The sequence below is a fragment of the Pseudomonas hamedanensis genome (genome assembly GCF_014268595.2).
In the GTDB taxonomy this organism is placed as follows: domain Bacteria; phylum Pseudomonadota; class Gammaproteobacteria; order Pseudomonadales; family Pseudomonadaceae; genus Aquipseudomonas; species Aquipseudomonas hamedanensis.
This window is the reverse complement of record NZ_CP077091.1, coordinates 1,686,702-1,702,712: the sequence shown is the minus strand read 5'-3', so window position 1 is coordinate 1,702,712 and position 16,011 is coordinate 1,686,702. Positions and strand designations below refer to the sequence as shown.

General features: G+C 60.4%; 10 protein-coding genes. 2 read left to right on the top strand and 8 right to left on the bottom strand.

Going from position 1 to position 16,011, the window contains the following annotated elements; all coding sequences use genetic code 11:
- Positions 1-284: 284 nt before the first annotated feature.
- From hglS to HU739_RS07245, 6 genes are all read right to left on the bottom strand, one after another.
- Positions 285-1,673 (bottom strand): 2-oxoadipate dioxygenase/decarboxylase HglS, encoded by a 1,389-nt coding sequence (hglS, locus tag HU739_RS07270; RefSeq protein ID WP_186551967.1) that lies wholly within the window; start codon positions 1,671-1,673, stop codon positions 285-287.
- Between the two features lie 88 nt (positions 1,674-1,761).
- Positions 1,762-2,982, bottom strand: a complete 1,221-nt coding sequence (gene glcF, locus HU739_RS07265; protein WP_186551966.1) for a glycolate oxidase subunit GlcF — start codon at positions 2,980-2,982, stop codon at positions 1,762-1,764.
- 2 nt (positions 2,983-2,984) lie between these two features.
- The gene (gene glcE, locus HU739_RS07260) at positions 2,985-4,034 is read right to left on the bottom strand and encodes a glycolate oxidase subunit GlcE (RefSeq protein ID WP_186551965.1); all 1,050 of its coding nucleotides are present in this window, start codon (positions 4,032-4,034) and stop codon (positions 2,985-2,987) included.
- The gene (gene glcD, locus HU739_RS07255; RefSeq protein ID WP_186551964.1) at positions 4,034-5,533 is read right to left on the bottom strand and encodes a glycolate oxidase subunit GlcD; all 1,500 of its coding nucleotides are present in this window, start codon (positions 5,531-5,533) and stop codon (positions 4,034-4,036) included. The genes glcE and glcD overlap by 1 nt, the downstream gene beginning before the upstream one ends.
- Positions 5,534-5,708: 175 nt before the next feature.
- Complete coding sequence (locus HU739_RS07250) at positions 5,709-6,635, bottom strand: alpha/beta fold hydrolase (RefSeq protein WP_186551963.1); 927 nt, start codon at positions 6,633-6,635, stop codon at positions 5,709-5,711.
- Positions 6,636-6,656: 21 nt separating this feature from the next.
- On the bottom strand, positions 6,657-8,111 hold the full coding sequence (locus HU739_RS07245; RefSeq protein ID WP_186551962.1) for a flavin-containing monooxygenase: 1,455 nt from the start codon (positions 8,109-8,111) through the stop codon (positions 6,657-6,659).
- A gap of 189 nt (positions 8,112-8,300) precedes the next feature.
- On the opposite strand from HU739_RS07245, the gene HU739_RS07240 reads away from it, so the two are divergent.
- Entirely contained in the window at positions 8,301-9,374 is a 1,074-nt protein-coding gene (locus tag HU739_RS07240) for a diguanylate cyclase (protein WP_186551961.1), read from the top strand.
- 212 nt (positions 9,375-9,586) lie between these two features.
- A complete protein-coding gene (locus HU739_RS07235) occupies positions 9,587-10,825 on the top strand; it encodes a M20/M25/M40 family metallo-hydrolase (RefSeq protein ID WP_186551960.1) in 1,239 nt (412 codons plus the stop codon).
- Between the two features lie 129 nt (positions 10,826-10,954).
- Here the strand turns inward: HU739_RS07235 and HU739_RS07230 are convergent, their stop codons facing one another.
- Positions 10,955-14,866, bottom strand: coding sequence for a hypothetical protein (locus HU739_RS07230; RefSeq protein WP_217844304.1), 3,912 nt, complete (start codon positions 14,864-14,866; stop codon positions 10,955-10,957).
- 266 nt (positions 14,867-15,132) lie between these two features.
- Positions 15,133-16,002, bottom strand: coding sequence for an isocitrate lyase/PEP mutase family protein (locus HU739_RS07225; protein ID WP_186551659.1), 870 nt, complete (start codon positions 16,000-16,002; stop codon positions 15,133-15,135).
- Positions 16,003-16,011: the final 9 nt, after the last annotated feature.

Below are 16,011 nucleotides of genomic sequence, written 5' to 3'. Positions count from 1 at the left end.
AACCTGTAGGAGTGAGCCTGCCTGCTCGCGAAGGCGGCTGTTGAGGCAAATCGTTGGCGGCTGGTAAACCGCTATCGCGAGCAGGCTCACTCCTACAAAGGAATGTGTGGTTTGCTCCGAATTTGCGTTCATCCGCAAAACCTGTAGGAGTGAGCCTGCTCGCGAAGGCGGCTGTTCAGGCAGATTGTTGGCGACTGACACACCGTATCGCGAGCAGGCTCACTCCTACAGGGGGATGTGTGGTGGCCCCCGAATTTGCGTTCAGCCCCGAAACCTGTGGGAGTTCAGGTCAGATTAATCCGTAGCGCTTCGGCGCACTGCTCGACCGAACGCTGTTGCGTTTCGGCATACAACTCCAGCTCATCTATGGTCGAACGCCCCAGCGCCTGTTCAAAAGCCTGGCGATTGGAATGCTCGCCATAGTGCGCCTGCGCGGCACCGCCCAGGTTCGACTGAAAAATCCCCGCCGCACTGACCGGAAGGAAATCTTCGTACACCAATGGCTCGGCTTTCACGTAGCCGCCGCGCAGTAAATCTTGCAGTGATGTTTCTCCGAGTCCCGCAGCGGCCAGCCCCTTTTCGGTGGCGAAATAACGAAAATACGCCAGTCCCTGTTCGCGCATGCCGTCGAGACTGTCAGGAAATTCGGCAAAGTGCTGAGTCATCAGCGCGTTGTAGCGTGCGGCGTTGGCTTCGTTGGGAAAGTCGCCGAGTTCTTCGCGAGCGGCATTCAGCAAGCGGTCATACAGCGCTCGGCCCTTGGGCGTCAGCGCCGCTCCGCGTTGTTCGATCTCGCCGAAACGTGCGCTGTGGCTACCGTGAGTCTGGTTCTGATCAGTAAAAGCGATCGGCTCGTCCAGCGCTTTGAAACTGGTCTGGCGCAGCAGGATCGGGCAGTTGCGCCGCGGCGGGCCTTCGATCACCGCTTTTGGAGTAATGCCATGGGCCGGCATCTGCGTCTGAACGATGTCAATGTCCAGGGTGCGCGGTGTCAGGTGATTGATATGCGGGCCTTTGAACGCGACGACATCGGCAATCAAGCGATGCTGGGCGCTGAGGGTCTGATACTGCGTGGCCGTGACCGTGGCGCTGTGGTGCCAGCGAAAAGTCTCCAGTGCCTGTAAGACGAATTCTGCGGTTTCAGCTTCATTCAGGCCGCCCGTCGTTTCCGCCTGGGTAATCAGCCGTAATGCCCCTTCGGTAAAAATCGACCGTCGGGCCAACACCGATTCGGCGAATTCACGCACTTCAGGATCTTCAATCAGTTCCAGGCGCAGCAACGAGGTAAAGACCCGAAAAGGGCTGATCCGCAGCGCCGCTTCATGCACCGCACGAAACGCTGTGGAATGCACCGGCACACCCGCCGGGGTCAGGTCGTAATAGCCCACGGGCTGCATGCCCATCACTGCGAACAGGCGGGCGAGGGTAGCCAGTTCGCTTGCCGTGCCAACGCGGATAGCGCCGTGGCGCTCCATGTCCAGCCGCTCGATTTCGCCCGTGCTGCGCAAGTGTTCGGCCAAGTGGGGCTGGCGTTCAAGCACGTCACGGTTGGTCTGCTCGACCAGCGCCATCAGCGCGCCATACAGCGGCACCTCTTCGCGGTACATGTCGGACATCGCTCGGGAGAAGCGCTGGCGGATCAGGTCGGGACTGATGAACGGCTGCACGGTCATGAAAAAAATTCCTGGCACGGTCACGGAATGAATGACGGAAAAGATCGCAGCCTTCGCCCACGCGGGCAAACGAAGAATCCTACGAACTTCATTCTGCCAACGACTGATCCACCAGTTCGATCCAGTGCAAAACCGGGGTGCGGCCGGCGCTGGCCAAATGGCTTTGGCAGCCGATGTTGGCGGTGACGATCAGCTCCGGGTCGCCGCTTTCCAAGGCATTCAGGCGGTTGTCGCGCAACTGTCTGGCCAATACCGGTTGGGTCAGCGAGTAAGTGCCTGCCGAGCCGCAGCACAGGTGGCCGTCCGGCACCGGGGTGAGGTTGAAACCCAGGCGCGTCAGCACGGCTTCCACCGCGCCGCCGAGTTTCAACGCGTGCTGCAAGGTGCAAGGACAGTGCACGGCGATACGACGCTCAGTGGCGGCGCAGATCTGCTCCAGCGGTTCCTGCGCGAGGATTTGCACAAGATCGACGCTGCGTTCGCTTATCTGTCGCGCCTTGTTGGCATAAGCCGGATCGTTCGCCAGCAAATGCGCGTAGTCCTTGATGAATGCGCCGCAGCCGCTGGCGGTCTGGACGATGGCTTCGGCGCCGCTCTGCACATGCGGCCACCACGCGTCGATGTTCTGTCGGGCGCGGTCGAGGCCTCTGGCCTGCGCATCAAGGTGATAGTCCAGCGCTCCGCAACAACCGGCTTCAGCCACTGGCGTGACGCTGATTCCCAGACGATCAAGGACCCGTGCGGTTGCGGCGTTGGTGTTCGGCGACAGGCCCGGTTGGACGCAACCTTCCAGCAGCAAGACGCGGCGGGCATGCCGCGGAGCAGGGCGCGAACCCGCCGCCGACGAGTGCTGCGGCAGTTTGTCTTCAAGCAAGCGCGGCAGCAGCGGGCGGAACGTCGCGCCCATTCGCAGCAAACCCTTGAACAACCGCGGATTCGGTGCCAATGCGCGCAAGCCTTCACGGAGCAGACGCTGGGCCGGTGGGCGCGGCACAGCGTGATTGACCACCGCGCGGCCAATGTCGAGCAAGTTGTGATAATCGACGCCGGACGGGCAGGTGGTTTCGCAATTGCGGCACGACAGGCAGCGGTCCAGATGCAGTTGCGTCTGCTCGGTGGCCGGCGCGCCTTCGAGCACTTGCTTGATCAGATAAATACGCCCGCGCGGGCCATCGAGTTCATCACCGAGCAGCTGATAGGTCGGGCACGTCGCGTTGCAGAATCCGCAATGCACGCAGGTGCGCAGGATCTTTTCCGCTTCGGCGGCGCGGGGCAATTGGCGTGACTGCTCGCTGAGTGTGGTTTGCATGGTCAGACCTCGGCGTACATCCGTCCGGGATTGAACAGCCCTTGCGGGTCGAGTTGTGCCTTGAGTTGTCGGTGATAGCGCAGCAGCGTCGGCGCCAGTGGTTGAAACGGTGAGTTGATGGCGCCATGCGTGAAGCACGTCGCGTGGCCGCCGAAGGCGTGGGCGAGGGCATGAATGTCGCTGCGCTCGGATTTCAGCCAGCGTTGCGCACCGGCCCAGTCGATCAGTTGCTCGCCAGGCAGGTCGAGCGGGCCGAGATTGTTCGGCAATGACAGCCGCCACAGTGGCAAGCCTTCATCGAAAAAGCTTAAGCGCTGCTCGTTCAGATCGCCCCAGAAAGACGAATCCAGCGGCTCGCCACCGAGGCGTTGATGCGCCGCTGCCACTGAACCTTCGCCACCCTCCAGCCGCAAATACAGGCTGCGCCCGTCGTGACACGCGGCGCTGATAGGCAGCGGCTGCTGACCCCATTCGGCGAGTTTGCTCAAGGCGCGGGCACAGTCGATATCGAGTCGGATGCTCAGGCATTGGCGAGGTTTGGGCAGCACTTTCAGCGACACTTCGGTCACTACGCCGAGGCAACCGAAACTGCCAGCCAGCAGCCGCGACAGGTCATACCCGGCGACGTTTTTCATCACCTCGCCGCCGAAGCGCAAATGCTGGCCGAGGCCGGTGATGACTCGCGTGCCCAACACAAAATCGCGTACCGAGCCGGACCACGGCCGGCGTGGTCCGGACAACCCGGTCGCGATCATGCCGCCCACCGTGGCGCTGTCGGTAAACGACGGTGGTTCGCATGGCAACATCTGCCCGGCGGCGTTCAGCGTTGCGAGCAGCTCGGACAACGGTGTGCCAGCACGCGCCGTGACCACCAGTTCGGTCGGTTCGTAACGCACGATGCCGCGATGCACGCGGGTATCGAGCACTTCGCCGGCCACCTCGCGACCGAGAAACGCCTTGCTGTTGCCACCCTGGATTTTTATTGGCGTGGCATTGGCTAGCGCTGTTCTGACTTGATCAAGCAGTGCGTCGGCGGCATCGAGATCGGCCATCAGAAACGCTCCAGCTCGGGGAAGGGCAGTTGCCCGGCATGGATGTGCATCGCGCCGAACTCGGCGCAGCGGTGCAGGGTCGGGATGTTCTTGCCGGGATTGAGCAGGCCTTGTGGATCGAACGCGGCTTTGACTGCGTGGAACAGCAGCAACTCATCGCTGTTGAATTGCGCGCACATCTGATTGATTTTCTCTCGGCCCACCCCGTGTTCACCGGTAATGCTACCGCCGACCTGCACGCACAATTCAAGAATTTTGCCACCCAGCGCCTCGGCGCGATGCAGTTCACCTGGCTGGTTGGCGTCGAACAGAATCAGCGGGTGCATGTTGCCGTCACCGGCATGGAACACATTCGCCACGCGCAAGCCATATTCCTCGCCGAGACGGGCGATGCCCTGCAAAACGGCGGGCAATTCGCGGCGCGGGATGGTGCCGTCCATGCAGTAATAATCGGGAGACAGACGCCCGATGGCCGGAAAGGCATTTTTACGCCCGGCCCAGAAACGCACACGTTCGGCTTCGTCCCGGGCCTGGCGCACTTCGCTGGCGCCGGCGCGGGTCATGACTTCGCGCACCCGTTGGCAATCGTCGTGGACATCGGCCTCCACGCCATCGAGTTCGCACAGCAGAATGGCCTCGGCATCGACCGGGTAGCCGGCGTGGATAAAGTCCTCGGCGGCGCGGATGGCGAGGTTGTCCATCATCTCCAGGCCGCCGGGAATAATCCCGGCGGCGATGATGTCGGCGACCGCGCGGCCGGCTTTTTCCACCGAATCGAAACTGCCCAGCAGCACCTTGGCGACTTGCGGGCGGGGCAGCAGTTTGACTGTGACTTCGGTGATGATCCCCAGCAATCCTTCGGAACCGGTGAACAGTGCGAGCAAGTCGAAGCCCGGCGAATCAAGGGCCTCGGACCCCAAGGTCAGGCGCTCTCCTTCGATGGTCAGCACTTCGATTTTCAGCAGGTTGTGCACGGTCAGACCGTACTTGAGGCAATGCACGCCGCCGGCATTTTCCGCGACATTGCCGCCAATCGAGCAGGCGATCTGCGAGGACGGGTCGGGCGCGTAATACAGCCCGAAAGGCGCGGCGGCCTGGGATATGGCGAGATTGCGCACCCCTGGCTGGACCCGTGCGGTGCGGGCGGCCGAGTCGATGTGCAGGATGTTGTTGAACCGCGCCATGACCAGCAGCACGCCTTTTTCCAGGGGCAAGGCGCCACCGGACAAACCGGTGCCTGCGCCACGGGCAACCACCGGAATGTGATGTTCATGACAGAGCCTGAGCAGGGTTTGCACCTGCTCGAGTCGACGGGGCAGGACCACCAGCATCGGTGTGGTGCGGTAGGCGGAGAGACCGTCGCATTCGTAGGGTTTGAGTTCGTCCTCGCGCCACAGAATGTCCAGATCCGGCAGCGCCTGCTGCAAGCTCTTGAGCAGTTCGGCCTTGTTCACCTCGGGGAGTGGTCCGTCGAGGCGCTCGTCGTAAAGGATGTTCATGGTCAGCCGCCGATTGCCTGGAACAGAAATACCCACCTGTGGCGAGGGAGCTTGCTCCCGCTGGGCTGCGCAGCAGACCCAATGCCAGCATGTCCAAACACAAACATCGCGTTTGCAGGATCGGGGCCGCTTCGCGCCCCAGCGGGAGCAAGCTCCCTCGCCACAGGGTGCACTGTCATTTTTGACCTCGCAGGAATTCTTCATACAGCCGCGCGGTATTCCCCGGCTGCTCGACCATCGGCATGTGCCCGACGTGATCCCAGACATCGACCCGCAGATTGGCGATGCCCTTGCTCCAGACCGGCACGCTGCTGACGTCGATCAAGCGATCCTTGCGCCCCCACAGCAACAGCGCCGGGCATTTGATTTCGGGCAGCTTTGGCTCCATCGGCGGGCTGGCATGAAAGTCGCGGAAGATCTCCTCGAGTTCATCGCGTTGCTGCTCGTAACGCTGGGCAACGGCATCCAGCACCAGTTTCGGCACCCACGGAGGCGATTCCATGGTCATGGCGTACAAGCGCTGGAAATCCTCGCGGGAATCAATCAGAAACGGATTGTGCCCCCGGGCCAGGTGACGTTCCATGTCGCTCGGCTGCGGTGCGGTGACGCCAGCCGGGTCGATCAGTGCGACCGAGGCGATCCGCTCCGGATAGGTCGCCGCCAGCCACGCTGCGATGTAGCCGCCCATGGAATTGCCGACCACATGGACTTTCTCCACGCCGCAGACATCGAGCAGTTGAATCATGCGCTTGGCCTGAACCGGGATGTCGTAGCCGCCGCCGGCCTTGAAGCCGGTTTCGCCGTGGCCGGCCAGGTCCGGAATGATCACCCGATACTGGCGGACGAAATGCCGCGCGCAGCGCAGCCACAGGTTCTTGTCGGCGCTGAAGCCGTGGAGCATCAGAATCGCGCTCGACGCTTCATACGGCCCGCCCTGCCAGGTCGACACGCTCATCTCGGCGATGGGCACGTCGATCTTGTGCAATTTGTACAGCTTGGCCTCGATCGCCATGCTCAGGTCATACAGCCAGTGGCCGACCGCCGGATAACTCAACCAGCTCCAGGCCAGGAAAACCGCGAGAGCGACAAACAGCAAAAGCATCGACGTCTTCCTTTTACGTGTTCAAGAGAAAATATGGTCGGCCGGTTTCAGTGCCCGGGTCAGCCGGTGATAACTGAAACTGAAGCCGGGAAACATGGCGATCACATGACCGCTCCTGCTCTGGTACCAACTGTGGCAGCCGCCGGACTTCCAAACCGTGCGCTGCATTTCCCGGTGGATCATTGCAGTGTAGGTACGTTCCGCGTCATGGCGCACTTCGATGCTGCGCAAGCCGTTGGCCTGCACGGTGCGAATGCAGTCGAGGATGTAGTTCATCTGTGATTCGATGATGAACAGCGCCGAGGTATGACCGATGCCGGTGTTGGGGCCTGTAACGATGAACAGGTTAGGAAAGTCCGGCAGGCTGGTACCCAGATAGGCGCGCGGGTATTCGGCCCAGACCTCTCTGAGTTGCACGGCGTTTTTGCCGCTGACCGGGTAGGAAATGACGCCATCGGTGGCGTCGTAACCGGTCGACCAAACGATCAGGTCCACTTCGATGTGCCGGTCGTCCTCGGTGTTTATCCCGGTTTCATCAATCGAGGCGATGCCTTGCTCGCGATTGTGCAGCGTAACGTTGGCGCGGTTCAGCGCCGGGTAATACGTGCTGGACACCAGCACCCGTTTGCAGCCGATGGTGAAGTCAGGGGTGAGTTTCTGTCGCAGCACCGGGTCCGGCACCTGGCGCTTGAGAAAGCGCAACGCCTGTTGTTGCACCAGACGAATCGCCGGTTTCGAGTATTTGAAGGCGATCACCCGGGTCTCGAACTGCCAGTAAATCAGCCAGCGCAGCAGCGTATAGGCCGGTTTCAAACCGAGCAGCCAGCGTTGGAAACGGCCGAATGTGCGATCAGCGCGCGGCAGCACCCAGTGCGGTGTGCGCTGAAACACATGCAGGTGTTCGACCTGCGGCGCAATCGCCGGAATGACCTGCGCCGCGCTGGCGCCGCTGCCGACAATCGCCACGCGTTTACCGCGATAATCGTAGCTGTGATCCCAATGGTTTGTATGAAACGTCTTGCCCTGAAAGCGATCTTGCCCAGGAAAGCGCGGGATGACCGGCTGACTCAACGGCCCTGTGGCATTGACCAGGAACTGCGCGTAAAAGCTGCCCTTGGCGCGGGTATGCACCGCCCAGCGTTTTTCCGCCTCGTCCCATGCGACGCGCTCGACCTCGGCTTGCAGCTCCACCCGTTCACGCAGGCCGAATCGCTCGATCACCTGCTCGGTGTAGCGCCGCAGTTCTGCCTGGCCGGCAAACATCTGCGACCAGCGGTAGGGCGCGAATGACAGCGAGTACAGCGGCGACGGCACGTCCACCGCTGCGCCGGGGTAGGTGTTCTGGCACCAGGTACCGCCGAAAAACTCGCGTCGCTCCAGTATCCGAAAGTCATCGAACCCGGCCTTGAGCAGGTTGACCGCCGCACACTGGCCGCCGAAGCCGCTGCCGATGATCAACACATGGTAGGTGTGCATGGACCCCCTTCTTATAGTTGTTTTTCCATTTCCCCTGTTTCAGTTATAGCCAACTCTGGGCCGCGTGTGCGGTGCTGATAGCGCTCTATTCAGGCCGCTGGCCGGTGATGGCTATTTAACTCCACCCTGATAGACTCCGAACACATCCGTGTCGGGGTGTAACCATTGCATCGCGCGGTCGAGGCCCCTATGGGAAATACGCGAGGAAAGGGACTTTCACTGGCAAGGAGGCTGTACAAGTCGCGGGTGTTCGGGCTGCTGCTCGGGCTGATGTGTGTCAGCGTGGCGATGTACCCGCTCGATCCGCCGCTGTGGGTGTGGAGTCTGATGCTGTTCAACGGCCTGGTCTGGCCGCATCTGGCGTTTCAATGGGCACGCCGTTCGAGCATTCCGTATCGCGCCGAACACCGCAATTTGCTGATCGACGCGATCATGGGCGGCTTCTGGGTCGCCGCCATGCAGTTCAATCCCTTGCCCACGGCGACCACTGTTTCGATGATGGCGATGAACAATGTCGCCATCGGTGGTGGGCGATTTCTGCTCGCCGGGACGGCAGCACAACTGTTGGGCGTCGGCGTCGGGCTGGTGGTGTTTATGCCAGCGTTCATCCCGGCGACATCACCGTTGCAGCTTTACGCCTGCTTACCGTTGCTGTTGCTGTATCCATTGGCGCTGGGCTGGATCTGCTTTCGTCAGGCCGACACCCTTGGGCGGCACAAGCGCGAGCTGCTGGCGTTAAGCCGAACTGACAGCCTGACTGGCCTGCTTAATCACGGTGCGTGGAAGGATCAACTTGATCTCGCCTTTCAGCGCTGCAAACGCCAGCAGCAGGGTGCGGCGATTGCGTTGATCGACATCGATCATTTCAAGGCGATCAACGACACCTACGGTCACGTCGCCGGGGATATTGTGTTGCGCCAGTTGAGCAAACTGCTCAAGCAGAATCTGCGCGCCACCGACGTGGCCGGGCGATACGGCGGTGATGAGTTCTGCGTGATTCTGCCGGAATTGCCGCTGTTCAACGCCGCTCAGGCCATGGAAGCCTTGCGCGAGCGTTTTGCAGTTCTGGGGTATGAGCAGAACCCGGCATTAAAGGTCAGCTTGAGTATCGGCCTGGCCGCGTATGACCCGAGCCATGCCGACGCCACACGCTGGCTGGATGATGCCGATCAGGCCTTGTATGAAGCCAAGGCGAGTGGACGCAACCGGGTGATTTGCAACAGCGACAGCAAACCCCGGCAGGCGGTGCTGGATTCGGTTTGAAGGGACACCGCCGATTAAAACTGTAGGAGTGAGCCTGCTCGCGATAGCAATCTGTCAGTGATTTAACTGCTAACTGACACAACGCTATCGCGAGCAGGCTCACTCCTACAGGTTTGTTCGGTGTCGGTCTTGAGCGTGTCGCATCCGCTATAGAGCCTTGCGCCAATGTCGGTTACGGTTGAATCCCTCCGACACGAAACAAGGACTGCTTCATGACGTTCTCATTTCCCCGCTCGCTGCTCGCCGCCAGCCTTGGCCTGTCCCTCGCAATCTCGGCCGCCAGCGCCTCCGCAGAACCGCATAAACAAATGCTCGCCGATGCCGAGCAATACCAGCCTGAAGCGCTGAAACTGCTGGAGCGCCTGGTCAATATCGATTCCGGTTCCGGTTACGAACCCGGTCTCAAGCAAGTCAGCGAGATCGCTATCGATGAGCTGAAAAAGCTTGGCGCCAGCATCGAACGGGTGCCCAACACCCCGGAAAAGTCCAACCATGTACTCGCCACGCTCAAAGGCACCGGCAAGGCAAAAATCCTGCTGATGGCGCACATGGACACGGTGTTCAAGGAAGGCTCCGCCGCCGAACGGCCATTCCACATCAAGGATGGCCGCGCTTATGGGCCGGGGGTGATGGATGACAAGGGCGGCATCGTCGCCGGCATCTACGCGCTGAAAGTGCTGAAGAATCTCGACTTCAAGGACTACGCGCAGATCACCTTTCTGCTCGACGCCAGCGAAGAAACCGGCTCCGACGTCGCCACCGACCTGATCAAGAAAACCGCCAAACAGCACGACGTGACCCTCAACCTCGAACCGGGTCGCCCCGCCGATGGTCTGGTGGTGTGGCGCAAGGGCAGCGCGACGGCACTGGTCGAGGTCAAGGGCAAAGCCGCGCACGCCGGTGTCGCACCGGAGCTGGGGCGCAACGCCGCCATGGAAGCCGCGCACCAGATTCTGCAACTGGGCAAACTGGGTGATGAAGCGAAGAAAACCACCATCAACTTCACCGTGCTCAAGGCGGGTGATCGCACCAACGTGATTCCTGATCAGGCCACGGCCAAGGCTGACGTGCGCGCCGCCGTGCCAGAAGAATTCGACCGCATCGAAAAAGATCTGGCGCGGGTCTCGCAGGACAAATTGATTGCCGAGACGCAAGTGAAAACGTCGTTGCAGCGCGGTTTGCCGCCGATGCCGCAGACGGCTGAATCGGATCGCTTGATGGCCATGGCCCAGGGAATTTACGGCGAGATTGGCCGCAAACTGACCGAGGAGGGCAGTGGTGGCGCGGCGGATGCCAGTCTGTCGGCTGGGGTGGGCACGCCAACGCTGGATGGCTTCGGGATTGTCGGCGGCAATATTCACACGCCGGAAGAATATGCCGAGGTGGCGAGCGTGGCGCCAAGGATTTATCTGTTGTCGCGGATGATTATGGAGTTGGCGAAGGCGAGGTGAGGAGGACGTCCCCACGTGCGGCAAAGGGATGTTTCGACGGACACTCCGCGTTCGGCTCTGGATGGGGCGCGGATCGTTCCGGGCTGCATTCCCACGCGTAGCGTGGGAATGATCAAAAAGTCGTGTCGTTCATTCAATGCCTCGCATGTCGGGCACCTGTGATTTTTTTCCACTCTTTGGTCTATACCCCAAAGGAACAAAAAGTGAATTACCCGACTGGGGGGCTTCGGCGTTGAACGCTGCAACGAATGGCACTTGCGTCCATTGTGCAGGGAGACCGGTACTATACGTTTTATAATAAACTGAGCTGCTGGAGTTTGCCCAATATTCGACTCGCGGTCCGGTTGTCTGTTGAAAACCATAAGCCAATATTAAATTAAAGGGGGGTTGGAGCGGAATTAGGGACGCACCTATGTTTGATAACCAGGCGATTGCCTGAGCATAGTTTTGCGGGGATGGTCCCATTACCAGTTCATAGACGTTCTCGCAGGTAACCTGGTAGCTGACAATTGCATCCTTCGTATCGTGCACGCTGATGGTTGCCGTTCCATTTCCGGTCGACACCACTAAGCCTTTTGTAACAGAGGCGACGGTAGGATCCGACGAGACATACTCGTAAGGCGGGCTGCCACCCTGTGCGTGACGGGTTTGATGGGTGTTTAGGCTTAAGAAGTACTGTGTTTTTTCAAAGGGTGGAGTATATGGGGCGGGAGCTAGGTACGCATGAAGTCCATCCAGCACCATAGGAGTGGTATCGATCTCCAATGTGGAGACCTTAACGGTATAGATTTTTACCGGAAAACTCACCGCTTCGCCGACCGCTTGACTGCCGACAAGCCCTGCCTTGAATATCACGTTCAACTCACTGCCGTCCTTCAGATTCTTCAGATCGGCCAGTGGAATCGGATGCGTGTAATAGCCTTGGCTGATCCACCTGTCGTTGGTTGTTCCGCCAGGCGGCTGCCAGAATGTTTTCGCATAAACGCTGTCATCTTTGTTGGTGCCTTCCAGCTCCAACCAGACATATTGCCGTAGCGCAATCAGCGGCCAACTATTTACACGGATGGTCGCGTCCGCGGTCAACTGTCTGACATCGAACTCGGGACCCGCACCGCCGTTAGTCGCTTGCGTGATCAGAGGCATGCCCAGCTGCGGATCGCCATGCGCAATCGGTTGCACCGCCAGGAGGAAGGGCTTGGAGTCCTTGGGCGTGCCATTGCTGATTATTGTGTAGATTACTGTCACCGGCTTGCCCAGGTTGAAGGGCACCACCGAGTTGGGCAGCGGAACGCTCTGAGGCCCTTGCGTGGTCACGGTGATCGCCACAGTGGTGTGGCTACCATGCCCAGCCGTGCCGGTCCAGGTCACGCTCAACTGGGTGCCGACCATGTCGTCGTAGGCTGGGATAACCGCAGTCAGAGTGTCCTTGGCGGCAAACGGATTCAGTGAATTGCCGATAGCCTCTTTGATACTTGGCGGCTCCAGCTCAATAGCATTGCCGATCAAGTAAGTCCTCACCGGAAAACTCACCGCCGTACCGGCATCGGCCACACCATTAAAATTCACCTTGAAGGTGATCGTCAGCGAACTGCCATCTTTGAGTTCACGGAGCCATGCAACCTGCGCGGCATAAACCAAGCCGTCCGTATAGTGATGCGCTGCCCCGGCCCAGAACACGAGTTCTACCGGGCTACCCGTTTTGCCGATGCCGTCGTAACGCAGCCAGATGGTCTGGCCGGAGAGCTGGAGGGGCCATTTGGCGACCTGTATTTTCGCGTCATCCGCGAGATTGGCCACATCCAGCTGGCTGCCCACCGCTCCATTGATGTTCGGAACCGGCAGGTTTGTATCGCCCGGTGCAATGGGCTGCACGGTCAGGACAAACGGCTTGGAATCCCAGGGCGTGTCATTGTGGATCACCCTGTAGGTCACCGTCACTGATGCGCTCAAGTTGTGTGCGACAAGCGAGTTGGGTAACACAATGTTTTGAGGCCCTTGCGTGGTCACGGTGATCGCCACAGTGGTGTGGCTACCATGCCCAGCCGTGCCGGTCCAGGTCACGCTCAACTGGGTGCCGACCATGTTGTCGAAGGCTGGAACAACCGCAGTCAGGGCTTCCTTGGCCGCAAACGGGTCGAGGCTGGTGCCGTTCGGCGCTTCCTTGATACCGGGTGCGGTGAGATCCAGCGCCATCCCAACACTGAACTCCAGCGGCTCGGCATAACTCGTCCCGCCCGCCGTGCGCTTGATTTCGTACCGGGCGATCACCGCTCCGCCTTCATTGTTCTTGATCAACTTGGCTTCGATGTTGAACGGTACTTCCTTGCCGGCGGTGAACTCGTTCAGCTTGATCGAGTCGGTGTACTCACCGGTGAGCGAACCGATCCAGAACATGAAGACTTCGTCGCCGGCGACCGTTTCGATGTACGGCACGGTCGAGGTGGTGCCGGCAGTGTCGGCGGGCAGCACACCGTCCACCACGCCGGCCACCACCGGTTCAGGCAGTTCCAGGCGCGGTTCGCCGACTTGCAGGATCTTTGTGTGAATCGACTCGCGAACGGCCCGGGTGGCCTCGAACGGGTCCAGTGTGGCAAGCACCGCGGCGGCGACCAGTTGCTGGTAATAGAACTCGGCCGTGCCACCGTTGACCGGGGTCAGATGCTCGCCGTCAATCTTGTGCTGCAACGGTTTCGCCTCGACGATGTCGTTGTGGGTGATGGGGCGCGTTGGCAGGTCAGGCAGGTAGGGCTTGAGGCCTGGCGTGGTGCCGAGCATGACTATCTTGAGGACCTGGCCTTCGACAAAGGATTTGTCGAAGGGAATCTCGAGACTGATTTGCAGCAGTGTCGGGTCCAGCGCCCCGGAGTTCTCGTCCAGCATGATCGGCGCGGCCAGCCGCCGGATTTCGCCGATGGCATGGATGAACTGGCTTTTGGAGCGTAAATCGGCAGAGGCATCGGCTTTTTCCAGGCGGTAGGACAAGGTGATCTGCGACTTGGCCAACTGGCGCAGCACGGCGTTGGGCGCCATGATTTCCATAACGCTCGGCACACTTTCCAGCTTCACGCCTGCTGATGGTTCCCAATCAATCGGCGGCCCTTCGACGGGCGTGCCCTTGATCCTGATGAATACAAGGTCACCGACCTCGAACTTGTTCTTATCCATGGCGATAATCTGCACGGTGCCATTGGCGTCGCCCAGCTTGTCGACGTCCAGTACATTGTTCAGCGTTTCCTTGAGCAACGGCGCGTCCGCCCGAGTCGCATCCACCGCCACCGGCACACGCTGCTCGGGGCTCCAGTCCTCGGAGCGGTTGAATACGCAGTCGTATACCTCGAACACCACGGCCACGCCGGGAGAGTCCGCATCACCGGCCTCGCGGATGACGGCTTCGGTGATGGTCACGATGATCGGCGCTTTGCCTTCGGCCTGTTCCTGGGTCAGCGGCTCACTGAACATAAAAACGCCACCCCAGCTGATGCGTATAACATCGCCCGCCGCGGCAAAGGGATAAGGCGGCGTGCCATCGTTGTTGCCGATGGTGATCGGCACGCCCTCGGCCACGTTTTCCTTGTCGATACCGCCGTCAGCAATCTCCTTGGGAATCGTCATGATCAGCTTGGAATGCCCACTGTCATCGTTGTCATCGTGCCCGCCCGGGCGAGTGAGCTTGACCTGCACCTGCATGACTTCGGACGGTTGATCCGTGCCGCCCAAGGGCTTGACCGTATACGACACTGCGAACCTGCCATCGACCATGTGTCGGGAAGGTACGAACATACGGAGCTGCGTGTTGACCTCGATCTTGTCGACGGTTTCAACCCACACGTTTTGCCCGGTGCCCCAATAGAGGGTCAATGTGTCGCCAACCGCCATGTTCCCCCACGGACCCGCCTGGCACAGCAGACCATTAAGTGGAAAATTGCCCAGCGCGGCCGCGATGTTGATGCCCCAGATTTTCACCGGAGTTTCCGCTACCGGGCCGGTGCGACCGGGGATATCGAGTTCCGCGAGGACGAGAGGCTCGCTGGGGCTGGACATGGCGCTGACTCCGTGGGCAAAGGTGACGGAGTGAGTTAACGCGTATTGGAGGGCTTGCGCACCTGTAGGATCTGACAGGTGCGGGCTTGAATCCGACGGGTGGTGCGGGTTCGAGTTGTGCTTGTCAAGAAGCAAGGTGACTGAGCGTTGGCCTTCGCGAGCAGGCTCGCTCCCACAGGGATCTTAAGTGGCCACAGGTTTTGGGTCCGCCACGGACCAAATGTGGGAGCGAGCCTGCTCGCGAAGGCGCCGGTAGGGCGTTCACATTACTCCTTGACGCTCATGTATTCCTTGGCCCAGAGAATGTATTCCTCCGGCTGGGTATAAGTGTGCGTCAACTCGGTGGCGCTCAGGTCGGAGGCCTGGGTGAAGATCTGCCGCTGTTCGCGCAGGCTGTCGTAGGTTGCCTTGATCGCCGCAAAATAGGCGCCATGCCCGTCGATGGTTACGCGCACGCCGAGTTCGGCCAGGCGCTTGTCGTCGTGCAGCGCCGGGTTGCCGTAAGTCACCAGCATCAGCGGTACCGTCAGGTGTTCGGCGATTTGCTCCAGTTGATCGAAATCCTGCACGCCGACCATGCAGATGCCATCGGCGCCCGCGGCTTGATATTGGCGGGTGCGGCTGATGATTTCCTGGATCGGCAGGATGCCGGCGTTGGTGCGGGCGATGATCGCCATTTCCGTGTCGACCCGGGCTTCCAGTGCCGCGCGGATCTTGCCAACGCCTTCGGCGACGGTGATCAGGTCAGTGGATTTGCGGCCAAATTGCGCAGGCAGCAGGGTGTCTTCGATGGTCAGGGCGGCAATGCCGGCGCGTTCCAGTTCGACAATGGTGCGCATCACGTTGAGGGCGTTGCCGTAACCGTGGTCGGCGTCGGCGATCACCGGCAACTGGGCGACGCGGCCGATGCGTGTGGCCTGTTCGGCGAATTCGCTGAGGGTGATCAGGGCAAAGTCCGGTGCACCCAGCACCTGCAACGAAGCCACCGATCCACCGAGAATCCCCACTTCAAAACCGAGGTCGGCCGCGATGCGCGCCGACATGGGATCAAACACCGAGGCCGTGTGGTAGCAGGTGTCGGAGGCCAGTAACTGACGAAAATTACGGCGCAAATCTTGATGAGAAAGCCTGGTCATACGAGTTCC